Origin of the sequence: Bacillus sp. CH_70, from assembly GCF_038007045.1 — a bacterium.
Lineage (GTDB): Bacteria > Bacillota > Bacilli > Bacillales > Bacillaceae_G > Bacillus_A > Bacillus_A cereus.
Window position 1 is genome coordinate 3,710,493 of record NZ_JBBOWL010000001.1, and the last position, 26,264, is coordinate 3,736,756.

The following is a 26,264-nucleotide window of genomic DNA, read 5'->3' on the forward strand; positions in this document are numbered from 1 at the left end:
CATGAATTATCAGTTTTCAAGAGGGATTCGTTATTACTTAGCGAAATTATATTAGGAGAGTAATTATTTCAAAACGTTTACGAGAAACAGATTACTGCAATTAGAAAAGGGGACATACCTATGAATGAATTGATTTTCGTCTTATTAATTTGTCCATTATTTATCTTTATCGTATCTGTTATTGGAACACGCAAAACGAAAATGTATTACGTAATGCCGATTGTAACGTTTGCTAGTTTTTTAATAATAGGTGTTATCGCCTTTACTCCAAAATTTTTCTTTTGGGTTGGCATGTACAGCATCTTCTCGTTTATCGTTTCTTATATGACGCTATTGTTTGTGAAAGGATATGAGGTTGCTGAAAACGCTAAATAGTTGTTAACAAGGAGACAGCAATATGATTTTCTTTGATATTGATGGAACTTTACTTGATTATGAGGCTGCTGAAAGAAATGGTATTATAGATTTTTTTCAAATATATAATACTATTTTTTCAGGCAATGAATTAGAGACAACGAAAGTCTGGCATGAATTATCAGAAGAATATTTCAACAAATTTTTATCCAGGGAATTATCTTTTCAAGAACAACAAGTAATGCGAATGTATCATTTATTTAAAACATATGGAGTAAACCTATCACCCAAAGAATCTCAGCATAGATTTAATCAATATATAGAACTATATAAGAACAACTGGACCGCGTTTGAAGATGTACACTATACATTACAGAACTTGCAGCAAGGCGGTCACTCATTAGGTATCATTAGTAATGGTGACTATGAACAACAAGTCGAAAAATTAACTGCCCTAAACATTTTAAAACATTTCAAATATATATTTACTTCTAGTGAACTTGGTATATCGAAACCAGATCCTGAAATTTTTCACAGAACCGTATTACAATCGAACCTTGAAATGAAAGATTGCTATTATATTGGCGATCGATTAGAGACTGATGCGATTAGTAGTACAGCAGCTGGGATGCAAGGGATATGGTTAAATCGAGATAACTCACAACTCAAGTACGATATTCCTACTATCTGTTCTTTACATGAAGTTTTAACAATAATAAAAAAAACGACCGCGTTCCCCCGCGGTCATTTTTTTCATGTTACGCTGTGATCCAAGCTTCGTTAGCTGGATTTTTACGCCACTCTTGTAATTTTTTCGTTTCAGCTTGTCCGATCATACCTTTTTCTGCTGCAACTTCAGTTAATGCACTGTAATCACTTAAAGAATATGATGCTACGTTAGCTGCTTCTAGCTTTTCTTTTCCTGCTTCTAGCTCGTATGTGAAGATTGATACGATTCCTAATACTTCACAGCCAGCTTCGCGAAGTGCTTCTACACATGTAATTGCACTTCCGCCAGTTGAAATTAAGTCTTCTACTACTACAACTTTTTGACCTTTTTCAGCTTTTCCTTCAATTTGATTCCCTTTACCGTGGCCTTTTGCTTTACTACGTACGTAGCACATTGGTAAATCCATACGATCGCTTACCCATGCAGCGTGCGCAATACCAGCAGTTGCTGTTCCTGCAATAACTTCTACAGTTGGGAAGTTCTCTTTAATTAACTCTTCTAATCCAGCTGCAATCGCTTGACGTACTTTTGGATAAGATAAAGTTAAACGGTTATCACAATAAATTGGTGATTTCATACCTGAAGACCATGTGAATGGATCATTCGGTTGTAAAAATACTGCTCCAATTTCTAATAAATGCGATGCGATTTCTTTTTTCATACTGTTACACCTTCCCACTGTTGTTTTACTGTTTTATACGCTTCAAGCGGATTTTCTGCTTTTGTAATACTACGTCCAACTACGATGTAGCTTGAGCCAAGTTCCCTCGCACGTTTCGGTGTTGCTACGCGCACCTGGTCATTTACATCATCGCTTGCAAGACGAATCCCCGGTGTTACTGTTACAAATTCATTCCCGCATACTTCACGTAATTTTGGAACTTCAAGCGTTGAGCAAACAACGCCATCAAGTCCACTTTCTTTCGTTAGTTTTGCATAATGAGCAACCGCTTCTTCTAACGTCTTCTCAATGCCAATCTCTTTTTTCATCATAGCTTCCGAAGTGCTTGTTAGTTGTGTAACTGCAATACAAATCGGTCTCTCTTTTCCTTCTTGCTTACCTTCCTCTAATCCCTCAATCGCAGCTTTCATCATGCTGCTTCCCCCAGCAGCATGAACATTTACCATATCAACATCTAGACTAGCTAGGCTACGCATAGCGCTTTTTACTGTATTCGGAATATCATGAAGTTTTAAATCTAGAAAAATCTTATGTCCTTTTTCTTTTAAGTACGTAATAATTGCAGGGCCTTCTTTGTAAAATAACTCCATACCAACTTTGACAAATAACTCTTCCCCTTCAAAGTGGCGCAAGAATTGTTCTACATCTTGTTTCCCTGGAAAATCTAGTGCAACGATTAACGACTGTGACATGTTTGCTTCCAGCTCCTTCCTTGACATTCCGAAATGTGATCAAATCCTAATTCATCTAGTAATGCTGGTAACTCTTCAATAATTGTCGGACATACGAACGGATCGATAAAGTTCGCTGTACCTACTGCAACTGCGCTTGCGCCAGCGTAGAAGAATTCAATTACATCTTCCGCTGTTTCAATACCACCCATTCCGATAATTGGAATGTTAACCGCTTGGCTTACTTCATGTACCATACGAATTGCTACTGGCTTAATCGCAGGACCTGATAATCCGCCTGTACGGTTTGCTAAAATTGGTTTAGCTGTTTTTAAATCTAAACGCATACCAAGCAATGTATTAATCATCGTTAAACCATCTGCACCTGCATTTTCAATCGCTTTTGCAATTTCCACTATGTTTGCCACGTTTGGTGACAACTTCACGTATACAGGTACTTCAGAAACCTCTTTTACTCGCTTCGTTAAATCAGCAGCAATTTCAGGATTTGTACCAAAGGCGATACCACCTGTTTTTACGTTCGGACAAGAAATATTTAATTCTAGTGCATGGACATTAGGCGCTTTAGAAATTTCCTTTGCAACCGCTACGTAATCCTCAGCTTGTGAGCCTGCAACGTTCGCAATGATTGGAAGGTCAAATTGTTCTAACCATGGTAATTCAGAATTCATTACTTTTTCTAACCCTGGGTTTTGAAGTCCGATCGCATTTAACATGCCGCCCGGTGTTTCAGCAACACGAGGCGTTGGATTTCCATAGCGTGGTTGTTCTGTCGTCGCTTTAATCATGATTGATCCTAGTACACTTAAATCGTAAAACTGTGCATATTCACGACCAAATCCAAAGCATCCAGATGCCGGTATAATTGGATTTTTTAATGATAATCCTGGTAATTCAACTTGCAATCTGTTCATAGTACAACCTCCCCGATTGGAAATACTGGTCCGTCGCTACACACCTTCTTGTAAGAATGTCCACTTGGATCTTCTTGTAAGTGGCATACACATGCGAAACAAGCTCCAATACCGCAGCCCATACGTTCTTCTAATGAAATATAGGCTTTTTTCTCTTTGTAACGTCCTTCTAATGCACGAAGCATCGCTAACGGACCACATGAATAAAGAATATCAAAGTCAATTCCGTAATTATCAATTACATCTGTGACAAATCCTTTTGTACCGTGTGTACCATCTACTGTCGCAACGTACGTATCACCAAGTTCTGCAAATTTTTCTTCATAGAAAACTACATCTTTCGTTTGAAAACCTAAGATGTGAATTACACGTACACCTTTTGCAACGAGGCGCTGTGATAGTTCATAAAGTGGTGGTACACCAATCCCCCCGCCTACTAGTAAAGCTGTTTGACCAGCTTCAGCTTCTTCTACAGGAAAACCGTGTCCTAGTGGTCCTAGTACGTCTACCATTTCACCTTGTTTTCTAGTTGCTAATGTTTTTGTCCCTTGTCCTTCCGCACGATATAGCATTGTAAATTCGTTCTTCTCTTGATCTACATTACAAATACTAATCGGGCGGCGCAGAAGGGGCGCAATGCCCTCTGCTACCTTAATGTGTACAAACTGCCCTGGTTCGTTCATTTGCTGTACTAAAGTTCCTTGAAGCACTAACTCGTAAATGTTTTTTGCGATTTCTTTTTGATTAACGACGATCATATTTTGCTTTTGCATCATGCATGTACCACCTCGTGACGCTTTGTTTGCGTAATTTCTTTCATTGAATGAGCTGAGAATGTCATAGATTCTAATACTCGTAAGATTGCTCTTGTTGTATCAAGTGATGTTAAGCAAGCCACGCCATTTTCTACTGATTCACGGCGAATGCGGAAACCATCACGCGCTGGTTGTTTACCTTTTGTTAATGTGTTAATTACAAACTGTGCTTTTCCTTGACGGATAATATCTAGTAAGTTGTAGTCTTCAGAATCAATTTTGTTTACAACTTGTACTGGGATATTTTGCTCTTCTAATGATTGTGCTGTTCCAGCTGTTGCTAATAAGTTATAGCCGATTTCGTGGAAACGTTTTGCAATTTCCATCGCCTCTTCTTTATCTTTATCCGCTACAGTAATGATTACTGATCCGTGCGTTGGGATGTTAATTCCTGAAGCAACTAATCCTTTATATAATGCTTTTTCAAGCGTTAAGTCTTTACCCATTACTTCCCCTGTTGATTTCATTTCAGGTCCTAATGTTGTATCAACTGAACGTAGTTTCGCGAATGAGAATACCGGAGCTTTTACATATACTTCTTTCTCTTCTGGGTGATAGCCCGTTCCGTATCCTTGCTCTACTAGGTCTTGCCCTAAAATAACTTTCGTTGCAACATTCGCCATCGGTACGCCTGTAATTTTACTTAAGAACGGTACTGTACGGCTTGCACGTGGGTTTACTTCAATTACGTACACTTGATCTTTGAATACTACAAACTGGATATTTAGTAATCCAACAATGTTTAATCCTTTTCCAAGTGCAATTGTATGTTCAATGATTTGTTCTTTTAGTTTTTCAGATAAACTTTGTGGTGGATATACTCCAATTGAGTCACCAGAGTGAACTCCAGCGCGTTCAATATGTTCCATAATACCTGGAATGAATACATTCTCACCATCTGAAATTGCATCTACTTCAATTTCTTTACCAACCATGTAACGGTCGATTAATACTGGGTGGTCTGCATGAACTTTAACTGCATTTTTCATGTAGTGCAGCAGTTCTTCTTGACGATATACGATTTCCATCGCACGTCCACCTAGTACGTAAGATGGTCTTACTAATACTGGATAACCAATTTCTTCTGCGATTGCTACCGCTTGTTCTACAGTCGTTGCTGTTTTACCAACTGGTTGCGGGATACCAAGTTTTGTTAAAGCAGCTTCAAATTTATCACGATCTTCTGCACGGTCTAAGTCTTCAAGTGATGTTCCTAAGATTTTCACACCGTGAGCCTCTAATTTCGCCGCTAAGTTAATTGCCGTTTGTCCACCGAACTGAACAATAACGCCTTCTGGTTTTTCTAAATCAATGATGTGCATTACATCTTCGATTGTTAATGGTTCAAAGTATAATTTGTCAGAAATACTGAAGTCTGTTGAAACTGTTTCTGGATTGTTATTAACAATGATTGCCTCATATCCAGCTTCTTTAATTGCCCATACAGAGTGAACTGTTGCATAGTCAAACTCAACCCCTTGACCGATACGGATTGGACCAGACCCTAGTACAACAACACTCTTACGATCTGTTATAACCGATTCATTCTCATCACCATATGTGCTGTAGTAGTATGGTGTTGCAGATTCAAACTCTGCCGCACAAGTATCTACCATTTTATAAACAGGAGTTATATTGCTTTCTTTACGCATATCGTAAATTTCACGCTCCGTTTTGTTCCAAGCAGCTGCAATGTAGTGATCACTGAAGCCCATTTCTTTCGCAGCTTGTAGTACTTCCATATTTCCTACATTCGCTTTTACTTCGCGTTCCATATTTACGATGTTTTCAATTTTTTGTAAGAAGAAGAAGTCCATTTCACACCATTCGTTGATTTCTTCTTTCGTTACACCTTGACGAATTGCTTCTGCTACAATAAACAGTCGCTCATCGTCTGCTTTAATAATGCGTTTTTTCATTGTTTCTTTATCAAGTTCTTTTAAGTGGTCTAATTCTAAGTGATAAATGCCAAGCTCTAAAGAACGAACTGCTTTTAATAATGATTGCTCTAAGTTACGTCCGATTGACATAACTTCACCAGTTGCCTTCATTTGTGTACCAAGTGTTCTGTTTGCTGATTCAAACTTATCAAATGGCCAGCGTGGAATTTTTGAAACAACATAGTCTAATGCTGGCTCGAAGCAAGCGTAAGTTTTTTGTGTTACTGGGTTTATGATTTCATCTAATGTTAAGCCGACTGCAATTTTCGCTGCTAATTTTGCAATTGGATATCCAGTCGCTTTAGATGCTAGTGCAGATGAACGACTTACACGTGGGTTTACTTCGATTACATAGTATTGGAAGCTATGTGGATCTAGTGCAAGCTGAACGTTACATCCACCTTCAATTCCTAATGCACGAATAATTCGTAATGAAGTGTTTCGTAACATTTGATATTCACGGTCGCTTAATGTTTGGCTTGGTGCTACTACGATAGAATCACCTGTGTGAACCCCAACTGGATCGATGTTTTCCATGTTACATACTACAATCGCGTTATCATTCGAATCACGCATTACTTCATATTCAATTTCCTTACAACCAGCAATGCTCTTTTCTAATAAACATTGTGTTACTGGACTATGTTTTAATCCACCGGATACGATTTCAATTAGTTCTTCTTCATTACTACAAATTCCGCCACCTGTTCCTCCCATTGTAAATGCTGGGCGAACAATAACTGGATAACCAATTTCTTTTACAAATTCATGTGCTTCTTCCAGCGTATGAATGATCGTACTAGATGGAATTGGTTCATTTAAATCCTGCATTAATGTACGGAATAAATCGCGATCCTCCGCTTGCTCGATAGCTGATAATTTCGTTCCTAAAATTTCAACTCCGCATTCTTCAAGTATGCCTGATTTCGCAAGTTCAACAGCCATATTTAACCCTGTTTGACCACCTAATGTTGGTAAGATTGCATCTGGACGTTCTTTACGAATAATACGGCTTACGAATTCTAATGTTAATGGTTCGATATATACTTTATCTGCTGTTGCAGTATCTGTCATAATTGTTGCTGGGTTAGAGTTAACAAGGATTACTTTGTAACCTTCTTCTCTTAGAGATTGACAAGCTTGTGTACCAGAGTAGTCAAACTCCGCTGCTTGCCCAATTACAATTGGTCCTGATCCGATTACTAAAATTGTGTTAATGTCTAGGCGTTTTGGCATAACTCTTCCCCTTCTTTCTTGAAGTTTTCAATCATTGCTAAGAAATCTTCGAATAAATCATTTGCATCTTCAGGTCCTGCTGAAGCTTCTGGATGGTATTGTACTGTAAATGCTGGGAACTTCTTATGACGAAGACCTTCTACTGTTCCATCATTTAAAGCAACATGTGTAATTTCAAGCTCTGTATTTTCAACTGATTCTTCTTCTACTGCGTAACCATGGTTTTGAGATGTAATTGCTACTTTTCCAGTTGCAAGATTTTTTACTGGATGGTTTAAACCACGGTGACCGAATTTCAACTTACTTGTATTTGCACCAGATGCTAGAGCGAACAATTGATGTCCTAGGCAAATTCCGAATAAAGGAACTTTACCGATAATGTCTTTTAACATTTCAATTGCTTCTGGTACATCTTTTGGATCCCCAGGTCCGTTACTTAACATAATTCCATCTGGGCTAAGGCGTAAAATTTCTTCTGCTGTTGTGTTGTAAGGAACTACAATTACATCACAGTCACGCTTATTTAATTCTCGTAAAATACCATGTTTCATTCCGAAGTCTACAAGTACAACTCGGTGTCCGCGTCCTGGACTTGGGTATGGATCTTTCGTTGATACGCGTTTCACGTGATCTGTAAATACTGTCGCTTTTAATTGGCTCACGATGTATTCTACATCTGCATCCATGTTACAAAGGCGTCCGCGTAATGTACCGTATTGACGAATTTTTCTCGTTAATTTTCTCGTATCAATTCCTGCTAATCCCGGGATGTTTCTTTCTTTTAAGTAATCATTTAACGAAATTTCATTACGGAAGTTTGATGGATGATCACAAATTTCGTTTACGATTAAACCATTTACAGATGGGTGAATCGATTCGAAATCGTCACGGTTAATGCCGTAGTTTCCGATTAATGGGTACGTGAATGTTACGATTTGACCGCAATATGATGGATCAGATAATGTTTCTTGATATCCAGTCATTCCTGTTGTAAATACAACCTCACCTGACTTTTCGATTTCTCCTCCGAAACCTTTTCCAATTAATACTGTTCCATCTTCTAAGATAAGTTGTCTTTTCATACTAATGCACTCTCCTTTTGCCATGCGATCTTACCACCAACGATTGTCATTACCGGCCATCCTTGGCATTTCCAACCTGCGAATGGTGTATTTTTTCCTTTTGATAAGAATGTTGTTGGATCAATCTCTTCTTCTTGTTCTAAATCAATGATTGTAATATCAGCTGTTCTACCTTCTTTCAGGCGACCTGCTTCTAAGCCGAATGTATCAGCTGGCTTTTCTGTTAAATATTGAATTAATTGTTCTAGCGTAATAACTCCTTTTTTCACAAGGTTTGTGTATAGAAGCGGGAATGCTGTTTCAAAACCAGTAATTCCGAATGGTGCTCTTTCAATTCCTTGTGCTTTCTCTTCCGCTGTATGCGGTGCATGGTCAGTTGCGATCATATCGATCGTTCCATCTAATAAACCTTCAATTAATGCTGCATGGTCTTCTTTTCCACGAAGCGGTGGGTTCATTTTAAAATTAGGATCAGCTGATGGGATATCATCTTCACATAACACTAGGTGATGTGGTGTTACTTCTGCTGTTACTTTAATTCCAGCGCGTTTCGCATCACGGATTACACGTACTGAACCTTTCGTACTTACGTGACATACGTGATAGTGACAATCTGCTGCTTCCGCAAGCAATATATCCCTTGCAATATGTACAGATTCACATACTGATGGGATACCGTTTAATCCGTGTTTCTCAGAAAACTTCCCTTCATGTACACAACCTTTATTAATAAGCGTATTCTCTTCACAGTGCGCAACTACTGCCATATCTAATTTTGCTGCACGTTTCATAGCCGCTAACATCATGCTCGCATCTTGTACGCCTACGCCGTCATCTGTGAAAGCAAATGCTCCAAGTTCTTTTAATGTTTCGAAATCTGTCATTTCAGAACCAGCTTGACGTACTGTAATTGCTCCGTATGGTAGTACGTTGACATGGGCTTTTTCTTTAATACGATTTTGCAAGTCTTCCATATGTTCTCTGCAATCTGGTACTGGACGTGTATTTGGCATTGCACAAATTGTAGTGAATCCACCTTTTGCCGCTGCTAGTGTACCTGTTTCAATTGTTTCTTTATGTTCACCACCTGGTTCACGAAGATGTACGTGTACATCTACTAATCCAGGTGCGATTAACTTTCCGTTCACATCGATTACTTCAGCATTATCTGCCGTAATATTTTCTGCTACCTTAGCGATTTTACCGTCTTGTACGAGAAGATCTGTTGCTACAATTTTTCCTTCTTCATTCATATAACGACCATTTTTAAACAAGTAATTCATGTTTCATTCCTCCTAATACATTTGGTAAGGCGCGTTTTAGTACAGCCATTCTTACGTAAACTCCATTTTCCATTTGTTTAAATATGCGTGAACGCTCACACTCAACAAGTTCACTTGCAATTTCAACATCACGGTTTACAGGAGCTGGATGCATAATAATGCTTCCTTCTTTCATACGCTTTTCTCTTTCTACTGTTAATCCGTGTTTCTCATGATATTCTTTCATAATGTCTGTTTCATAATGATCATGACGCTCATGTTGTACACGGAGTAACATCATTACATCCACTTCTGGAACAAGTTCATCTAATGGTTTGTATGTTCCAAATGTGTTGTCTTCACCTTTCCACTCTTCTGGACTTGCAAAGTAAATTGTTGCACCAAGCTTCGTTAATGCTTCTGCATTAGAACGTGCTACTCGGCTATGACGAACATCTCCTACTATTGCAATCTTCAAACCTTCAAATCTTCCAAACTCTTGTTTAATTGTAAGAAGGTCGAGTAGGCACTGCGTTGGGTGGTTTCCACATCCATCTCCAGCGTTTAAGATCGGGATATTCACCTGATCTTTTAGTTCATCGAAGTAGCGATCTTGCTCATGGCGGATGACCACTGCTTTTGTTCCGATTGATTCTAGTGTTCTTATCGTATCGTATAAAGTTTCTCCTTTTTGTACGCTAGATGCATCAGCTGAAAAGTTTAAAACATCTAGTCCTAATCTCTTCTCAGCAACTTCAAAGCTAAATCTCGTTCTCGTACTATTCTCAAAGAACAAGTTTGCAACAAAAGTTTGCTCTGTCGTTTTGCTCTCTTTTCCATTCGCAAAATCTTCTGCGTCTTTTAGGATTTCTGAAATTTCTACTTCCGATAATTCACTCATCGTTAACAAATGGCTCATCGTCATCCCTCATCTTTCTGATTTTTATGTTACCACTTTTGTATTTTTATAACAACCTTTGCATAAAAATACCCTAGTCATGTAAGACTAGGGTGCAAGGAAGAAGCCACCCTTTTCTGTCTCACAGGACTGAATTAAAAGGTTATTTTTATGAAGCAATCTGCTTAGATTGTTTTGTATGTTTTTCTTGTTTTGTTTCTGGTAGTAGTAGATTTAACAGTACACCTACAATTGCTGCAAGCGCCATTCCTTCGACTTGGAATGAATCCCCTACGTGAAGTACCGCTCCACCAATACCGATTACTAGTATTACTGATGCAATCATTAAGTTTCGTTTGTCACTTAAATCTGTTTTATCATCTACCATCATGCGTAATCCGCTTGATGCGATTACACCGAATAGTAAGATTGATACCCCGCCCATAACTGGTGTTGGGATCGAATGAATCAGTGCAGAAATCTTACCGATAAATCCGAACATGATTGCGAATACTGCTGAACCGATGAATAAGTATACACTGTATGCTCTCGTAATTGCTAGCACACCGATGTTTTCACCATACGTTGTATTCGGTGGCCCACCGATTAGTGATGCAATTAATGTTGCTACTCCGTCACCGAAGATCGAACGGTGTAAACCTGGTTTTTCAATTAAATCTCTTTTAATAACATTTCCAAGTACAATTTGATGTCCGATATGTTCTGATATTGTTACTAGTGCAACTGGTACCATCAAGAGTACAATCTTCCATGAAAACTCTGGTGTGTATGTTACAAATGGTACTGTGAAATCTGGTACAACAAACCATTTTGCCTCAGCTACCGGCTTTAAGTCTACTAGCCCTTGGAAGTAAGCGAAGATATATCCGCCGATAATGCCAAGTAACACTGGTATGATACTGAAAAATCCTCTTCCGAATATCGAGCAAATGATTGTAATTGCTAATGTTACTAATGCTACTGAAAAATGTGTAAAGCTGTATTTGCCATCCGCACCGTTCATCGCCATGTTAACCGCTGTATGTGCTAAAGCTAGACCGATTACCATTACTACTGGACCAACTACGATTGGTGGTAGTAGTTTCATAATCCACTCTGATCCTGATTTCTTAATTCCGAGTGAGATTAAGATGTACACAAGCCCTGCTAGTAAACCACCAAGCATTGCTGCTCCCGGCCCACCTGCCGTTTTCGCTGTTATAATCGGTGCGATAAAGGCGAATGATGATCCTAAATATGCTGGTACTTGACCTTTCGTTATAAGAAGAAACGCTAGCGTTCCTAATCCACTTGATATTAATGCTACTGATGGATTCAATCCTGTTAAAAACGGAACAAGCACTGTTGATCCAAACATCGCGAACAAATGTTGTATACTTAAAAATAACCATTTTCCCGGTTTCGGTACTTCATTAACGTCTAACACTGGCTTTTGTTCCATTGTTACATCCTCCTTCAGTTTAAATCTTTGCAATAAAAAAACTCTTTGTGCCTGTGCACAAAGAGTCCTATACTTTCGTATGCCAAATTTGACATATGAAAGCCAAGACCCTTTGGCAGCCTCACAGGACTACATTTAAAAGGGCTTTACTTATCGTATATGCTTACTCGATCTTGTTGATCTGTCTCTTGCAAATCAACTTCGATACGCTCTTCACTTGATGTTGGAATGTTCTTTCCTACATAATCAGCGCGAATTGGTAATTCACGATGACCTCTATCAACAAGAACCGCCAATTGAATTTGAGATGGTCTACCTAAATCCATAAGAGCATCCATTGCTGCTCGAACTGTTCTTCCTGTATATAATACGTCATCAACGAGGATAACTTTTTTCTTCGTAATATCTACAGGGATATCAGAACCTTTTACAAGTGGTTCTTTATTTTTGGATTGTAGTGTTAAATCATCACGATATAACGTAATGTCTAACTCTCCAACTTCCATTTCTTTTCCTTCAATTTGACCAATTCGTTCTGCCAAACGTTGTGCAATAAAAATTCCACGAGTTTTAATTCCGACAAGAACACAATTATCGACACCTTTATTTCGTTCCACGATTTCATGACTAATTCGTGTTAAAGCGCGGCGAATCATTTGGTCATCTAAAACGACAGCTTTCTCTTGCATGCTCTACACCTCCAAGCTTTTTTTCTTGCGTGAGAGTAATGGTATAAAAAAAGTCCTCTCAGCGTGTGCGAGAGGACTTTTGAAAAAAGGGTACAACATACCCTAAGTATTTCAAACCGTTACCTTCTCAACCTCACGGGGCTGTGTTAAAGGATCATTATTTAACTGTTGTCAGTATCTCAGTTTTCTTATGATTTGTCAATACTATTTTCGTAAAATATTTAATGCGTCTTCAAACACTTCTGGAATCGGTGCCTCAAACTGAATATATTCACCAGTACGAGGATGATCAAAGCCTAAAATACCCGCATGAAGTGCTTGTCCATTCATATCTAACGTTTTCTTCGGACCATACTTCGGATCTCCTGCAAGTGGATAGCCAATATATTTCATATGAACACGAATTTGGTGCGTACGTCCCGTTTCTAAGCGACATTCTACAAGTGTAAAGTCTTTAAAACGTTCTAACACTTGGAAGTGTGTAACAGCGTTCTTACCATTTTCATCAACTGTCATACTTTGACGCTCTTTCTTATCACGACCAATTGGTGCATCGATAGTTCCCTTATCATGCGGAATCACACCGTGTACAATCGCTTTGTAACGTCTCGTTACTGTTTTGGCTACAAGCTGATTTACAAGCGATTCATGTGCCATATCATTTTTAGCAACCATTAATAGTCCAGATGTATCTTTATCAATACGATGCACGATACCTGGACGCATTACACCGTTAATGCCTGATAAGTCTGTACAATGGTGCATAAGGCCGTTTACAAGTGTACCACTTGTATGCCCTGGTGCTGGATGTACAACCATGCCACGTGGCTTATTTACAACAAGCACATCTGCATCTTCATAATAAATTTCTAAATTTAAATCCTCTGGTTGAATATCTAGCGCTTCTGGCTCAGGAATCGTTACTGTAATTTCATCTTCTTCTTTTACTTTATAATTCACTTTTACTGCTTTCCCGTTCACTGTCACAACATCATCTTTAATCCATTGCTGTACTTGTGAACGTGACCATTCGTTATTTATCCCTGTAACGAATTTATCAATTCGCTCGTTTTTTTGCTCTGCTGCAACTGTTACTTGTACTACTTCACTCATTCAATTACTCCTTCGCTTTCTTGCCTTCTAATAATGTTTGAATAATAATTAATACAACACCAATACATAATGCTGAATCAGCTATATTGAATACTGGATAGTTGTACGAGAAAATATACACGTGAATGAAATCCACTACTTCTTGTCTAAATACACGATCAATAAAGTTACCAATTGCCCCGCCCAAAATTAGACCTAACGAAATACCTAGAAGCTTGTCTGTTTTCGCATACTTTTTCATATAAAATACGATAAACACTACAAAAACAACTGTAATAATGTAGAAGAACCACATTTTATTTTCTAAAATACCCCAAGCAGCGCCTCTATTTCGATGTGATGTTATGTATAATACATTGTCGATAATCGGAATACTCGTACCCAATTCCATGTTCTTTACAATTAACCACTTCGATATTTGATCGATAGCAATGACAAATAACGCTATTACATAATATATCATTTTCATTTCCCCCACAAAGACAGTGTACCTCAAAATTTTAGCATAGCTGCTACCTTTTCACAATGAACCTTTATAGAAGAATAAAATAAATTAAAAAAAGGTAATATAATATCGTTGTGCGTATTCATACATTTACCTTTTCATAGAAGAATTCATGAATCGTACGAGCAGTCGGCATTGTCTTCATTTGCTTTGTCGAAATTAATCTCCCCGTCTCTTCACAAATACCGTACATGTCTATTTCCATTTTAAATAATGCGCGTTCTACATCCTTTAAATCCTCTTTTATATCATGTAATAGCAATTTTTTCTTTATCTCTTCCTTAATTTCATATCCAAGCTCTTGGCTGAACTCGACATCATATTTGTGCATTACTTCTTTAGCTAGTCTCTCTTGCAACTCTTTTCTCATCAATTGCAATTCTTCTTTTATTTCCATGTAAATTTCATTCACGTGTACATTCCTCCTAGCTGTAATGTACAGTTAGTGTGTCCGAAATTTATTTGCTTACCTCACACACATTTTTCCTTCACAGGAAAGAGTCTGAAAAGTTTTTTTGATATGCCATCAACAAAAAAACTGACTGCATGAATAGCAGTCAGTTTTTTATTATTTTACATAGTTTTCTTTAACAACTGTTGCACAACGCTCACATAATGTTTCATGTTCAGCATCTTTACCAATTGTTTCTGAAACTACCCAACAACGTTCACATGTTTCACCAGTTGCTTGAGCAACAACAACCGCTGTATGTTCATACTTCGGTGCATCTGCTGGCGCTTCATCCATCATACCACCAAGTTTATACTCAGAAACGATGAATAATTGCTTTAAGTCTTCGCTAATAGACTCTAACATAGCTTTCATTTCTGCAGTTGGATATAGCGTAATGCTTGCATTTAATGACTTACCGATTACTTTTTCATTACGAGCTACTTCTAGTGCTTTTAACACGTCATCACGTAATGTCATAAATGCATCCCATTTTGTTTTTAACGCTTCCGCGTCATCTAATTGTACAGCTTCTGGCATATCAGTTAATTGTACACTTTCTTCTGTTACGCCTGGAATGTATGGCCATACTTCATCAGCTGTATGCGGTAAGATTGGTGTTACAAGTTTTGTTAACGCAACAAGAACATCATATAATACAGTTTGAATTGCACGACGATCTTCGTGATTTGCACCTTCAATGTATAAAATGTCTTTTGCAAAGTCTAAGTAGAATGAACTTAAATCAATTGTACAGAAGTTATGAATTGCATGATACACAGCAGCGAAGTCGTATGTCTCATATGCTTCTTTAACTTTTGTAATTAAGTCATTTAATTTCACTAACATGTAACGATCTACTTCACGAAGTTCAGCTACAGCTACTGCATTTTCACTTGGCTTAAAGTCGTCTAAGTTTCCTAATAAGAAACGGAATGTGTTACGGATTTTACGATACACTTCTGCTACTTGTTTTAAAATATCATCTGAAATACGTACGTCAGATTGATAGTCAACAGAAGATACCCATAAGCGTAAAATGTCTCCGCCTAATTGATCCATAATTTTCTTCGGTACGACGATGTTTCCAATCGACTTACTCATTTTACGTCCTTCACCATCTAGTACGAAACCGTGACTTAATACGCCTTTATATGGAGCTTTACCTGTTACAGCAACTGCTGTTGATAATGAAGAGTTAAACCAACCACGATACTGGTCAGATCCTTCTAAATATAAATCAGCTGGACGCTGTAAATCTTCGCGCTCTTCTAATACCGCTTGGTGAGAAGAACCTGAATCGAACCATACATCCATGATGTCTGTTTCTTTACGGAATTCGCCATTTGGGCTACCCGGATGTGTAAATCCTTCTGGTAATAGATCTTTCGCTTCACGCTCGAACCATACGTTAGAACCGTGTTCACGGAATAAATCTGCTACATGGTTAATTGTTTCATCCGTAATAATTGGATCACCATTCTCAGCATAGAATACCGGAATTGGCACACCCCATGCACGCTGACGAGAAATACACCAGTCACCACGGTCACGAACCATATTATGAAGACGAGTTTCTCCCCATGCTGGTACCCATTTCGTTTCCGCTACAGCTTCTATTAATTCTTTACGGAATGCTTCAATAGATGCAAACCACTGTGCTGTCGCACGGAAAATAATTGGTTTTTTCGTTCTCCAATCATGTGGGTATGAATGTGTAATGAATGTTAGTTTCAGTAACGCGCCTACTTCTTCTAATTTTTCTGTAATTGGCTTGTTAGCTTTATCATAGAATAAGCCTTCAAATCCAGGTGCTTCATTTGTTAATACACCTTTATCATCGACTGGGCAAAGTACTTCTAATCCATACTTTTTACCAACAACGAAGTCATCTTCCCCGTGTCCTGGTGCTGTATGAACACAACCTGTACCTGCATCTGTTGTTACGTGATCTCCTAGCATAACTAATGAATCACGATCGTAGAATGGATGTTTTGCAACTGTGTACTCAAGTTCGCTACCTTTTACTGTTTTCACAACTTCAGCATTTTCCCACTCTAACGTTTTTGCAACTGTCTCAAACAGCTCAGAAGCAATGATATATTTCTCATCATTTACTTTTACAATACTATATTCAAGCTCTGGGTGAACAGAAATACCTAAGTTTGCAGGTAATGTCCAAGGTGTTGTTGTCCAAATGATGTACTTTTCATCACCTTCTAATACATTCTTTCCATCTTTTACAGGGAATGCTACGTAAATAGATGCTGATTTTTTATCTTGATATTCAATTTCAGCTTCTGCTAAAGCAGATTCACTCGTTGGAGACCAGTAAACTGGTTTTTGACCTTTATAGATATAACCTTTTTTCGCCATGTCACCAAACACTTTAATTTGTTGTGCTTCATAAGCTGGCTCTAAAGTAATATATGGATTATCCCAATCTGCACGTACACCTAAACGCTTAAATTGTTCACGTTGACGTTCTACTTGTTCATATGCATACTCTGCACATAACTTACGGAACTCAGCAACTGTCATTTCTTTACGTTTTACGCCTTTATTTGTTAAAGCTTGTTCAATTGGTAAACCGTGCGTATCCCATCCTGGAACATATGGCGCACTAAAACCAGTCATTGATTTATAACGAACAATAAAGTCTTTTAATACTTTATTTAATGCATGTCCCATATGAATGTCACCATTCGCATATGGAGGTCCATCATGCAATACAAATAAAGGACGACCTTTTGTATGTTCTTGTACTTTTTCGTAAATATTCATTTCAGCCCATTTTTCTTGCATTGCAGGCTCACGTTTTGGTAAGTTCCCACGCATTGGGAACTCTGTTTTCGGCATCAGTAATGTATTTTTGTACTCCATGCTCAATTCCTCCTTACATGTATAAAAGAAATACTTAAAAAACGGAATAAAAAAGAGACTTTCTCATCCCAAAAAGGGACGAGAAAGTCTCCCGCGGTACCACCCTAGTAGATCATATACATATGTATAGAATCCTCTTTATATTCTTAACGCGAATACACGCCTACGCTTACTCTATTTGTTCAGCGCGGAACTCCAGGGTGATATTCCCACTATCTCCTTATCCTGAGCTTACACCATCCTCAGTTCGCTATATAAGGTTTGAAAAGGTACTTATCCCTATCTTCGTTTTTCTTAATAAATATGTTGTTTAAAATTATATGTAATAATGAGAAAAACGTCAAGCTTACACTGTTTCTTCTTTTTTCAACAGTTCATCTACTTCGTCTTCTAACTCAATTAGTTTATCCCAATCATCGTTGTTTAACATTTCAAGCTGTGTTTCTAATAACATACGGAAACGAGTTCGGAATACTTTCGCTTGTTTCTTTAGCTCTTCAATATCAAAAGCAACTTTTCTTGATTTTACTAATGCTTCGTTAATAATACGATCAGCATTCTTTTCAGCTTCACGCACAATTAATTTCGCTTCTTTTTGCGCATTACGTTTTACTTCTTCCGCTGCTTCTTGCGCAACAACGATAGATTTGTTTAACGTATCTTCAATATTAGAGAAATGATCTAACTTCCCTTCTAACTGCGCAACTTTTTCTTCTAAAGCTTTTTTCTCACGAATGACCAATTCATAATCTTTGATAATTTGATCAAGAAACTCATTTACTTGATCTTCATCATAGCCACGGAATCCGCGACCAAATTCTTTGTTATGAATATCTAATGGTGTTAACGGCACAACGCCACCTCCAAGTAGTTATCTAAATTTCCTCTTTCAATTATATCTTTTCTTCGACAAAATAGGAGGATTTCCTTCTAAAAAACCAATCATTTTAGTATACCATACAAAATTCTCCATTTGTCGCGTTTTGTTCTACCTTCTACAGAAAATAATTTACTTCGGCCATATCCTCTAACAGAAAAAACGTCTCCTGGATAACATTCATAAGAAGTTTGCTCCACTGTTTTCCAATTGACTTTTACTAAACCATTTTTTATGAAAGGTTGTACTTTCTGTCTAGATAAATGTAACATTTCAGCTAACATAACATCTAAACGAAGTGAAGAAACCGTTCCAGATTTCTCCCCCCACGTTTCATGTATTTGTAGAATTTGTTCTCCTTGTACTGCTGATAAGGAGACTTTTACTTTTCCTATTGCTTGTAAGTTCATCTCAATGTACGATACGATTTCTTTCGCAACTACAATTTGGGCACGGTTTTCTTGCAGCAAAATATCACCACATTTTTCTCTCGTTAAACCAAGAGACATAAATGTACCTAATATTTGCCTATGTTCTAGCGTATAAAACTTGGAAGGATAGTCAATTTCTAATACTTCTACTTGAAATTCTTCTTCATTTAATTCTAGATAGTCTGGATAAATGAGTGCTCTTTTACGCTCTGCATTAGGCGTTGCACCACCAAATTGTACAGCGACATCTCCTTGTCCAATTACCATAGAAACAATTTGTTGCTGTCTTGGATCAAGGAAATCTGTTAATTTCACTTGATGGTACTCCGCTGTTCGCTTCCACTCCAGCACTTTATCTACAAAGACCTCTTCATCAGGCCTAAAATGTTCGTAAATGCTCATGTATTTAACCTCTTACTATAAGAAATAGCTGAACAAACTGAACAAACCACTTTTAGCAAGTTTTAACGCAAAAATCGCAACGAGTGGAGAAATATCAATCATACCAAGCGGCGGAATAAATCTGCGGAATGGTTCTAAATACGGTTCACAAATTCGCGCCAAGAACTCTCCAAAAGATGATTCCTTTGCACCAGGAAACCATGATAGGAGAATGTAAATAATCAGTGCCCACGAGTAAATCTCGATAGCAGAACTTAACACCATTAAAACTGTTGTCATGGCGTATTACCACCTCTTTATATTTGTTTCTTCTTCTTCACCGAATAACTCTGAAATTGCACCAACAATATCAACATTTTCAGGTGTACACATAAATGTTTTCGGTCCTATTTTTTGAATGTCCCCGCCTATAGCGTATACAGTACCACTTAAAAAGTCAACGATACGTACCGCTTGATCAGTAGACATTCTCTGCAAATTAATTACAACAGCTCGTCTACCTTTTAAGTGGTCCGCAATCCCTTGTGCTTCCGAATATGTGCGTGGTTCTAATAAAACAACTTTTGAAGATTGTTTTGCTGTTTCAATACTCACAACATTTTGCTTCGGTTGCGCTTTTGGAAACGTAACATCTTGTTGTTCTGGTGGATCTTGCTGCTTTTTCATGTCTGTTTGCTCCTTTTCATAACCATATTGAGCTGCTTCTTTTTCTTCCGGTGTATCAAAAAAGAAGTATTTTACTTTTGACCAACTCATAATAAGATTCTCCTTCCTTTTACGCTTTTCCTACTAAAATCGTTCCCAAACGAATATATGTAGCCCCTTCTTCAATTGCAATCGTGTAATCGTTGGACATTCCCATTGATAATTCTTTACATGGCGCATGTAATAACTCTAGCTCCTGCACCTTTGTTTGCAACATACGTAATTCCTTAAAACAGCGTCTGATTTCTTCCTCTTCTTCTGTAAATGGAGCCATCGTCATTAGTCCAACCACTTCAATTTTATCGAATTCTTGCAAACTTTGAATAAAAGAAACAACCTCTTCTATTGCTAATCCTTGCTTCGATTCTTCAGATGAGGTTTTCACTTGAATAAAGCATTTCACTTTCTTATCAGCACGTTTCTGAATTTCTTTCGCCAGGGAAAGACGATCTAACGAATGTAAATAATCAATTTCATTAATGATTTCTTTTACTTTTCTCGTTTGTAATGAGCCAATAAAGTGCCAATTAACTTTTGAACCGAAATGCTCATATTTCTGTAAGAAACCTTCATTTCTATTTTCACCTAAATCGATAATTCCAGTTTCAATTACTTCGTTTGTTTTTTCAATCCCTACAGTTTTTGTCACTGCAACAAGTTTAATATCTTGCAACGAACGTCCAGCTCGAACGCAAGATTCTTTAATAGCTTCGTTTACAATTACTAAATTTTCTTGTACTGTCACTTGCTTCCTTCCTCCTTAAAACCTATGAAACTCAACATTCTTCCTGTCTTACCTTGATCACGACGATGAGAGAAAAATAGTTGCTCTTCACAGCTTGTACAAAGAGATGACATTACAATATGCTCTTCTTTTATGCCTGCTTGTACACATAATATACGATTAATTTCTTTTAAATTAATTGCGTACTGCCCGTCAGAAATTTTTTGATGAGGAACAGCACCGTTAATTACTTTCTGTGCTGCTGTTAATACACGATCATCCACAACATAACAACAAGATCCAATCGACGGTCCAATTGCAACATGAATTTCATCACTTGAAATACCTTCTGCATTCCACTTTTGAATCATTTCCTTTGCAATCTCTTGTACAGTGCCTTTCCATCCAGCATGCGCAAGTCCTATCATACCATGTGATGGTGCATAAAAATAGAGCGGAACACAATCCGCGTAACAAGACGTTAACAGAACATCTTCATTACTCGTATAAATGCCATCTGTTTTTGAAATGCCGTCCTCATATGAATAAACGCCACTTCCTTTTTCCTGTTGCCCTACTTTTTCAACATGATGATCATGAACTTGTTCAGAGCAAATCCAGTTTTCTAATGGTTTTTGTAACTTATTTGCTAAAATGCGTCTGTTTTCATGAACGTTCTCCACGATATCATTCACATGTAATCCTAAATTCATCGCATGAAAGGAGCCCGTACTTATCCCACCATCTTTTGTCGTAAATCCAGCAGTAATGTTTCCAAGTTCTTTCCACGCTTGTAAATACAGTATACCGTCCACATATTTAAATGGTTCTCTCATAATAAAGCGGCTCCTTTTAATTAAAATAACAGAAAAAAGCATGGTACTTCCTGTCTATTTTACCATACTTTTATTTTTTCATAATCCTAACAGAAAAAAAAGAGGAATTTGTAATATTCTTTATGAAATTGTCGGTGTTTGTATTGATTCTGTTACAGTATTAACAGGATCTACTCTTACAAGTATGACATCCTCCCCAATTTTCACAATTTCCTTCCAAGGAATTACAATCTCAACATCTTTTCCAAAAATACCTAGCATACGTGTCTGTTTGGAAATAATAACAGAACAAACTTGCCCTGTGTTCATATCAATTTCAATATCTCCAATATTCCCAATCCTTTTTCCATCTGAAATATTTATAACATCCTTCATCTGTAACTCTGAAATTCGTATCACCATTTTTACCCTCTCCCTTATATGACGAATTGGAAGCTGTTTCTCATATTTACAGGAAGCCACCTATACGAAACACCATGCTAGTTTCATTATATGAACACTAATCCCCTACTATGAGCACAAACCATATTACATATAAAAAGGTCTCACCATAATTGGTGAGACCTTATCCTTGAATCGTTTTATTCATTTGTTTAATGGCTGACTTCTCTAAACGTGATACTTGAGCTTGGGAAATCCCAATTTCTTCTGCAACTTCCATCTGTGTCTTTCCTTGGAAGAAACGTTTTCTAATAATCATTTTCTCTCGATCATTTAAACGCTTCATTCCTTCTTTCAATGCTAGTTCTTCAACCCACTGCTCGTCCTTTTGTTTTTCATCACTTAACTGATCCATAACAAAGATAGGATCTCCTCCATCATTATAAATCGGTTCAAATAATGAAACTGGATCTTGAATTGCATCTAAAGCAAATACTATCTCTTCATGAGTTACTTCTAGCACTTTTGCAATATCCATTGCTGTTGGTTCTTTTGAATTTTCTGCAATTAACTTCTCTCTTACTTGCAAAGCTTTATACGCAATATCTCGCAATGAGCGCGATACGCGAATCGGATTATTATCACGCAAATATCTGCGTATTTCCCCAATAATCATCGGCACAGCATACGTTGAAAATTTTACATTTTGGCCTAAATCAAAATTATCAATTGATTTCATAAGTCCGATGCAACCAACTTGGAATAAATCGTCAACATATTCTCCTCTGTTATTAAATCTTTGGATGACGCTCAGTACAAGACGTAAGTTTCCATTCACTAATTTTTCTCTTGCGCTTATCTCTCCACTTTGCATTTCACGAAATAATTTACGCATCTCTTCATTTTTTAATACTGGAAGTTTAGCTGTATCAACACCGCAAATTTCTACTTTGTTTCTCGTCAAAGTGTTCCCTCCTATCGGGAGTTGCTGTACAGTGTAAAGTATTTCCTTTGAAGGGGATTTTATGCATATGGTTTTTTCACGATTTTTCATTTAAATTATCTTTCCTAATACAACTAAATAGAATAAGACCAGCCTACATAACGGCTGGTCCTATTCTTCACACCATTTTATTAAATTCTTTTCGTAATCTTTTTATAATTCTTTTTTCTAAACGCGAAATGTATGACTGTGAAATCCCAAGCATATCCGCCACATCTTTTTGCGTCTTTTCCTCTCCTCCAGCAAGCCCAAACCGAAGTTCCATAATTTGTTTTTCACGATCATTTAATTGGTGTAATGCTTTCATTAAAAGGTGACGATCTACAGTAGCTTCTAAATCTTTTGTAATAATATCATCATCTGTACCTAACACGTCAGACAACAATAGTTCATTCCCATCCCAATCAATGTTTAGCGGTTCATCAAAAGAAACTTCCGAACGATTTTTGTTATTCCGACGTAAATGCATTAAAATTTCATTTTCTATACAACGCGATGCATATGTTGCTAATTTTATTTTCTTTTCTGGATTAAATGTATTTACCGCTTTAATAAGGCCGATTGTTCCTATACTAATTAAATCTTCAATATTTATCCCTGTATTTTCAAACTTTCTTGCTATATATACAACGAGCCTTAAGTTGCGTTCAATAAGTAATGACCTTGCTGCCTGATCTCCTTTTGGCAATTTATTCAAAAGAACTTCCTCTTCTTCTTTCGTTAACGGTGGTGGCAACGCTTCACTTCCACCAATATAATAAATTTCATCGGTCTTAATTCCTAATTTCAGCAATACTTTATACCAAAGGTATACTAAATAAAATTTTAATTTCATCATATTATCCCGCCTCTCATTATTAAGCGATCACCATTTTTTGTGAAATCAACATTTTTGGATGCACAATACATTGATACTCCCCATTAGTAGACAGTTGTTGTGTATTTAATCCAATTAATACTTTGTTTACAACAATAGAACTACCTTCATGATCAACTTGCACACTGTCAGGCTTAATTGCCCACAAAAATTGACTTTCTACTCCTACTGCACGGAAAGGAATTAAACGTAATTTTGTCGCCCAACCAGAATCATTTTCTGGTATTTGAGGAATTTCTGTTTTGGAATAAATTTGTTCTGTTAACCAAGATGGTAAGCAATGTTCTAATGATGAAACATGCATAATCATAACGGGTGTTTTTGTTAATGGGTCGTAAAGTTGGTTCCCACTGTCAATAAGACCTGCCAGTTCTAGTTCTTCTTCCGCTAATTGAATTTTTACTTTCACAATTTGGTCATAGTGTATTTTCGTGACCTCTACGCTTTCAATACGCTTTTTAGAAAAATAATAAATTACCGGAAAACCAAAAATAACAAATAACCAACTAATTGGATCGCCGTAAGAAATTGACTGAGATTGAACCAATCCATTTACCATTTCATTCGTTTGCAAAAAGAAATGAGTTCCAATTAATCCTCCGCCAACCATAAAGGTTACAAAGTAAAAAGTAAAAACAGTTTGTGCATAATTTCTAAATGTTGTAAACCCAAATGCTGTATACACAATAAGTAACGAGTACAGTAGTTTCATAATTGGATGTGTCATCATAGAAGCAAAAGGAGTAAAGGCAAAAATAACAATAGTTGAACCTATAAATGCCCCTAACACAAGCCTCCATCTTTTGATCTTCTTTTTTAACACGGTAGCTGTTAATAAAAGCAAAAGAAAATCAATGCAGGCGTTTAACAACCAAACAACGTCGGCGTAAACAACCAAACAATTCACCTCTTTTTTCAAGTTGAGACTAGTATAATGCATATCCAATAGGAAAGTGTGTCAATTTGCGGAGGTGTTTTTTTGTTATTTTGTGATTTCTAGACATAATCTGTCGGTAAAAAATAAAAGTACAAATTCATAGAATGATATACTCTTATTTTCACCAACAAAATATATTGAAATATACGAAATAAAAAAAGACCTGCTTAGCAGGTCTTTTCCATTAAAAAAACAAAAAAGGAGCATGAAAGCTCCTTTTTTTATCGTCTACGACGGTTACGTAAAAATGCTGGAATATCGATATCATCTGAATCTGAATGACGCTCATGTACAACTGGCTCTTCACGCTTCATTTCACGTTTTACTTCACGTTGTTTTGAAGGTTGAGCTACTGGTTGTTGCTGTTGTTGCGTGTGGTTCGCATTCGGACGAATAATTGGTTTTGGTGGTTGAGTTGCAATGCTATCATCAAAACCAGTTGCAATTACAGTTACAACGATATCATCTTTTAATCCTTCGTTAATAACAGAACCGAAGATCATATTTACTTCTGGATCTGAAGCTGAAGCTACGATATCTGCCGCTTCTTGTACTTCATATAAGCTTAAGTTAGCGCCACCCGTAATGTTCATGATAACACCTTGAGCTCCATCAATAGATGTTTCTAGTAATGGACTAGAAATCGCTTTTTTCGCAGCTTCTGCAGCACGATTTTCCCCGTTACCAGAACCAATACCCATTAAAGCAGAACCTCTATTAGACATAATTGTCTTTACGTCTGCAAAGTCTAAGTTAATTAAACCTGGCGTTGCAATTAAATCCGAAATACCTTGAACACCTTGACGTAATACGTTATCAGCTTCACGGAATGCTTCTAACATTGGCGTATTTTTATCAACAATCTCTAATAAGCGATCGTTTGGAATTACAATAAGAGTATCTACATTTTCTTTAAATGCTGCAATACCAGATGCTGCTTGCGTCGCACGCTTACGTCCTTCAAAAGTAAATGGACGTGTTACAACACCAACTGTTAAAGCACCTAATTCTTTTGCAACTTGAGCAACAACTGGAGCTGCACCAGTTCCAGTTCCACCGCCCATACCGGCAGTTACGAAGACCATATCCGCACCACGAAGTGCTTCTTGGATCTGTTCTTTACTTTCTTCTGCAGCTTTTTTCCCTACTTCAGGGTTTGCGCCTGCACCAAGTCCACGCGTTAATTTTCCACCAATTTGCATTTTCGTTTCAGCTTTTGATAGATTTAATGCTTGTGCATCAGTGTTCACAGCGATAAAGTCTACACCTTGTACACCGTGTTCAATCATACGGTTTACAGCATTGTTTCCGCCACCGCCGACACCGATAACTTTTATATTCGCTAATTGATCTTGAGTAGTATCAAACTCTAACATGTCGAAA

General features: G+C 37.3%; 27 protein-coding genes and 1 other annotated feature. Of the genes, 2 read left to right on the forward strand and 25 right to left on the reverse strand.

What is annotated here, in order from left to right; all coding sequences use genetic code 11:
- Nucleotides 1-120 precede the first annotated feature (120 nt).
- Both N2V79_RS18650 and N2V79_RS18655 read left to right on the forward strand, forming a co-directional pair.
- Nucleotides 121-375, forward strand: a complete 255-nt coding sequence (locus N2V79_RS18650) for a YbeF family protein (protein WP_340720133.1) — start codon at nt 121-123, stop codon at nt 373-375.
- Between the two features lie 22 nt (nt 376-397).
- Complete coding sequence (locus N2V79_RS18655) at nt 398-1,123, forward strand: HAD family hydrolase (RefSeq protein WP_340720134.1); 726 nt, start codon at nt 398-400, stop codon at nt 1,121-1,123.
- On the opposite strand, the gene pyrE is transcribed toward N2V79_RS18655, so the two are convergent.
- From pyrE to ftsZ, 25 genes are all read right to left on the reverse strand, one after another.
- Nucleotides 1,113-1,745: an orotate phosphoribosyltransferase gene (gene pyrE / locus N2V79_RS18660; protein ID WP_053563751.1), complete on the reverse strand. Its 633-nt coding sequence runs from the start codon at nt 1,743-1,745 to the stop codon at nt 1,113-1,115. The genes N2V79_RS18655 and pyrE overlap by 11 nt on opposite strands.
- A complete protein-coding gene (gene pyrF, locus N2V79_RS18665) occupies nt 1,742-2,458 on the reverse strand; it encodes an orotidine-5'-phosphate decarboxylase (RefSeq protein ID WP_000083496.1) in 717 nt (238 codons plus the stop codon). The genes pyrE and pyrF overlap by 4 nt, the downstream gene beginning before the upstream one ends.
- Nucleotides 2,443-3,372, reverse strand: coding sequence for a dihydroorotate oxidase B catalytic subunit (gene pyrD / locus N2V79_RS18670; protein ID WP_001081057.1), 930 nt, complete (start codon nt 3,370-3,372; stop codon nt 2,443-2,445). The genes pyrF and pyrD overlap by 16 nt, the downstream gene beginning before the upstream one ends.
- Complete coding sequence (pyrK, locus tag N2V79_RS18675) at nt 3,369-4,148, reverse strand: dihydroorotate oxidase B electron transfer subunit (RefSeq protein WP_000983359.1); 780 nt, start codon at nt 4,146-4,148, stop codon at nt 3,369-3,371. The genes pyrD and pyrK overlap by 4 nt, the downstream gene beginning before the upstream one ends.
- Nucleotides 4,145-7,363, reverse strand: a complete 3,219-nt coding sequence (gene carB / locus N2V79_RS18680; RefSeq protein WP_001126128.1) for a carbamoyl-phosphate synthase large subunit — start codon at nt 7,361-7,363, stop codon at nt 4,145-4,147. Before carB ends, pyrK begins: the two co-directional genes overlap by 4 nt.
- Nucleotides 7,348-8,445: a carbamoyl phosphate synthase small subunit gene (locus N2V79_RS18685; protein WP_000828670.1), complete on the reverse strand. Its 1,098-nt coding sequence runs from the start codon at nt 8,443-8,445 to the stop codon at nt 7,348-7,350. The genes carB and N2V79_RS18685 overlap by 16 nt, the downstream gene beginning before the upstream one ends.
- Nucleotides 8,442-9,728: a dihydroorotase gene (pyrC, locus tag N2V79_RS18690; protein ID WP_001108371.1), complete on the reverse strand. Its 1,287-nt coding sequence runs from the start codon at nt 9,726-9,728 to the stop codon at nt 8,442-8,444. The genes N2V79_RS18685 and pyrC overlap by 4 nt, the downstream gene beginning before the upstream one ends.
- Complete coding sequence (pyrB, locus tag N2V79_RS18695) at nt 9,712-10,626, reverse strand: aspartate carbamoyltransferase (RefSeq protein WP_000018860.1); 915 nt, start codon at nt 10,624-10,626, stop codon at nt 9,712-9,714. The genes pyrC and pyrB overlap by 17 nt, the downstream gene beginning before the upstream one ends.
- 148 nt (nt 10,627-10,774) lie before the next feature.
- Nucleotides 10,775-12,067 (reverse strand): uracil permease, encoded by a 1,293-nt coding sequence (gene uraA / locus N2V79_RS18700; protein WP_053563749.1) that lies wholly within the window; start codon nt 12,065-12,067, stop codon nt 10,775-10,777.
- A gap of 146 nt (nt 12,068-12,213) precedes the next feature.
- The gene (pyrR, locus tag N2V79_RS18705) at nt 12,214-12,756 is read right to left on the reverse strand and encodes a bifunctional pyrimidine operon transcriptional regulator/uracil phosphoribosyltransferase (protein WP_001156491.1); all 543 of its coding nucleotides are present in this window, start codon (nt 12,754-12,756) and stop codon (nt 12,214-12,216) included.
- Between the two features lie 204 nt (nt 12,757-12,960).
- Nucleotides 12,961-13,869, reverse strand: a complete 909-nt coding sequence (locus tag N2V79_RS18710; RefSeq protein ID WP_000005832.1) for an RluA family pseudouridine synthase — start codon at nt 13,867-13,869, stop codon at nt 12,961-12,963.
- Between the two features lie 4 nt (nt 13,870-13,873).
- Complete coding sequence (lspA, locus tag N2V79_RS18715; protein ID WP_000642180.1) at nt 13,874-14,332, reverse strand: lipoprotein signal peptidase LspA; 459 nt, start codon at nt 14,330-14,332, stop codon at nt 13,874-13,876.
- 124 nt (nt 14,333-14,456) lie between these two features.
- Nucleotides 14,457-14,786: a molecular chaperone DnaK gene (locus tag N2V79_RS18720; RefSeq protein ID WP_001002956.1), complete on the reverse strand. Its 330-nt coding sequence runs from the start codon at nt 14,784-14,786 to the stop codon at nt 14,457-14,459.
- A 156-nt stretch (nt 14,787-14,942) separates the two neighbouring features.
- Complete coding sequence (ileS2, locus tag N2V79_RS18725; protein ID WP_000455951.1) at nt 14,943-17,708, reverse strand: isoleucine--tRNA ligase; 2,766 nt, start codon at nt 17,706-17,708, stop codon at nt 14,943-14,945.
- 71 nt (nt 17,709-17,779) lie between these two features.
- Nucleotides 17,780-18,003, reverse strand: a binding site (T-box leader).
- A 51-nt stretch (nt 18,004-18,054) separates the two neighbouring features.
- Complete coding sequence (divIVA, locus tag N2V79_RS18730; protein WP_001131611.1) at nt 18,055-18,561, reverse strand: septum site-determining protein DivIVA; 507 nt, start codon at nt 18,559-18,561, stop codon at nt 18,055-18,057.
- Between the two features lie 89 nt (nt 18,562-18,650).
- Nucleotides 18,651-19,418: a YlmH family RNA-binding protein gene (locus tag N2V79_RS18735; protein WP_000029713.1), complete on the reverse strand. Its 768-nt coding sequence runs from the start codon at nt 19,416-19,418 to the stop codon at nt 18,651-18,653.
- 15 nt (nt 19,419-19,433) lie between these two features.
- The gene (locus tag N2V79_RS18740; RefSeq protein ID WP_000214324.1) at nt 19,434-19,697 is read right to left on the reverse strand and encodes a YggT family protein; all 264 of its coding nucleotides are present in this window, start codon (nt 19,695-19,697) and stop codon (nt 19,434-19,436) included.
- A 6-nt stretch (nt 19,698-19,703) separates the two neighbouring features.
- Nucleotides 19,704-20,174, reverse strand: a complete 471-nt coding sequence (locus N2V79_RS18745) for a cell division protein SepF (RefSeq protein WP_000119129.1) — start codon at nt 20,172-20,174, stop codon at nt 19,704-19,706.
- Nucleotides 20,175-20,193: 19 nt separating this feature from the next.
- A complete protein-coding gene (locus N2V79_RS18750; RefSeq protein WP_000218011.1) occupies nt 20,194-20,868 on the reverse strand; it encodes a YggS family pyridoxal phosphate-dependent enzyme in 675 nt (224 codons plus the stop codon).
- Complete coding sequence (gene pgeF, locus N2V79_RS18755) at nt 20,865-21,683, reverse strand: peptidoglycan editing factor PgeF (protein WP_001209012.1); 819 nt, start codon at nt 21,681-21,683, stop codon at nt 20,865-20,867. Before pgeF ends, N2V79_RS18750 begins: the two co-directional genes overlap by 4 nt.
- A gap of 120 nt (nt 21,684-21,803) precedes the next feature.
- Nucleotides 21,804-22,085, reverse strand: a complete 282-nt coding sequence (locus N2V79_RS18760; RefSeq protein WP_000236749.1) for a YlmC/YmxH family sporulation protein — start codon at nt 22,083-22,085, stop codon at nt 21,804-21,806.
- A 163-nt stretch (nt 22,086-22,248) separates the two neighbouring features.
- Nucleotides 22,249-23,028: an RNA polymerase sporulation sigma factor SigG gene (sigG, locus tag N2V79_RS18765; RefSeq protein WP_000197755.1), complete on the reverse strand. Its 780-nt coding sequence runs from the start codon at nt 23,026-23,028 to the stop codon at nt 22,249-22,251.
- A gap of 157 nt (nt 23,029-23,185) precedes the next feature.
- The gene (gene sigE / locus N2V79_RS18770) at nt 23,186-23,905 is read right to left on the reverse strand and encodes an RNA polymerase sporulation sigma factor SigE (RefSeq protein WP_000976948.1); all 720 of its coding nucleotides are present in this window, start codon (nt 23,903-23,905) and stop codon (nt 23,186-23,188) included.
- A 19-nt stretch (nt 23,906-23,924) separates the two neighbouring features.
- Nucleotides 23,925-24,842, reverse strand: a complete 918-nt coding sequence (gene spoIIGA, locus N2V79_RS18775) for a sigma-E processing peptidase SpoIIGA (RefSeq protein WP_000261975.1) — start codon at nt 24,840-24,842, stop codon at nt 23,925-23,927.
- Between the two features lie 260 nt (nt 24,843-25,102).
- Nucleotides 25,103-26,257, reverse strand: coding sequence for a cell division protein FtsZ (gene ftsZ / locus N2V79_RS18780; RefSeq protein WP_000888984.1), 1,155 nt, complete (start codon nt 26,255-26,257; stop codon nt 25,103-25,105).
- Between the last annotated feature and the right edge of the window lie 7 nt (nt 26,258-26,264).

Coding starts and splice junctions, on each gene's coding strand:
- sigE (WP_000976948.1), bottom strand. CDS start 23,905: ATGATGAAATTAAAATTTTATTTAGTATACCTTTGGTATAAAGTATTG.
- uraA (WP_053563749.1), bottom strand. CDS start 12,067: ATGGAACAAAAGCCAGTGTTAGACGTTAATGAAGTACCGAAACCGGGA.
- N2V79_RS18735 (WP_000029713.1), bottom strand. CDS start 19,418: ATGAGCATTTACGAACATTTTAGGCCTGATGAAGAGGTCTTTGTAGAT.
- N2V79_RS18655 (WP_340720134.1), top strand. CDS start 398: ATGATTTTCTTTGATATTGATGGAACTTTACTTGATTATGAGGCTGCT.
- ftsZ (WP_000888984.1), bottom strand. CDS start 26,257: ATGTTAGAGTTTGATACTACTCAAGATCAATTAGCGAATATAAAAGTT.
- pyrD (WP_001081057.1), bottom strand. CDS start 3,372: ATGAACAGATTGCAAGTTGAATTACCAGGATTATCATTAAAAAATCCA.
- lspA (WP_000642180.1), bottom strand. CDS start 14,332: ATGATATATTATGTAATAGCGTTATTTGTCATTGCTATCGATCAAATA.
- carB (WP_001126128.1), bottom strand. CDS start 7,363: ATGCCAAAACGCCTAGACATTAACACAATTTTAGTAATCGGATCAGGA.
- N2V79_RS18685 (WP_000828670.1), bottom strand. CDS start 8,445: ATGAAAAGACAACTTATCTTAGAAGATGGAACAGTATTAATTGGAAAA.
- pyrF (WP_000083496.1), bottom strand. CDS start 2,458: ATGTCACAGTCGTTAATCGTTGCACTAGATTTTCCAGGGAAACAAGAT.
- pyrC (WP_001108371.1), bottom strand. CDS start 9,728: ATGAATTACTTGTTTAAAAATGGTCGTTATATGAATGAAGAAGGAAAA.
- pyrR (WP_001156491.1), bottom strand. CDS start 12,756: ATGCAAGAGAAAGCTGTCGTTTTAGATGACCAAATGATTCGCCGCGCT.
- pgeF (WP_001209012.1), bottom strand. CDS start 21,683: ATGAGAGAACCATTTAAATATGTGGACGGTATACTGTATTTACAAGCG.
- pyrE (WP_053563751.1), bottom strand. CDS start 1,745: ATGAAAAAAGAAATCGCATCGCATTTATTAGAAATTGGAGCAGTATTT.
- N2V79_RS18745 (WP_000119129.1), bottom strand. CDS start 20,174: ATGAGTTGGTCAAAAGTAAAATACTTCTTTTTTGATACACCGGAAGAA.
- N2V79_RS18650 (WP_340720133.1), top strand. CDS start 121: ATGAATGAATTGATTTTCGTCTTATTAATTTGTCCATTATTTATCTTT.
- ileS2 (WP_000455951.1), bottom strand. CDS start 17,708: ATGGAGTACAAAAATACATTACTGATGCCGAAAACAGAGTTCCCAATG.
- pyrK (WP_000983359.1), bottom strand. CDS start 4,148: ATGATGCAAAAGCAAAATATGATCGTCGTTAATCAAAAAGAAATCGCA.
- N2V79_RS18740 (WP_000214324.1), bottom strand. CDS start 19,697: ATGACAACAGTTTTAATGGTGTTAAGTTCTGCTATCGAGATTTACTCG.
- N2V79_RS18710 (WP_000005832.1), bottom strand. CDS start 13,869: ATGAGTGAAGTAGTACAAGTAACAGTTGCAGCAGAGCAAAAAAACGAG.
- pyrB (WP_000018860.1), bottom strand. CDS start 10,626: ATGAGCCATTTGTTAACGATGAGTGAATTATCGGAAGTAGAAATTTCA.
- N2V79_RS18760 (WP_000236749.1), bottom strand. CDS start 22,085: ATGGTGATACGAATTTCAGAGTTACAGATGAAGGATGTTATAAATATT.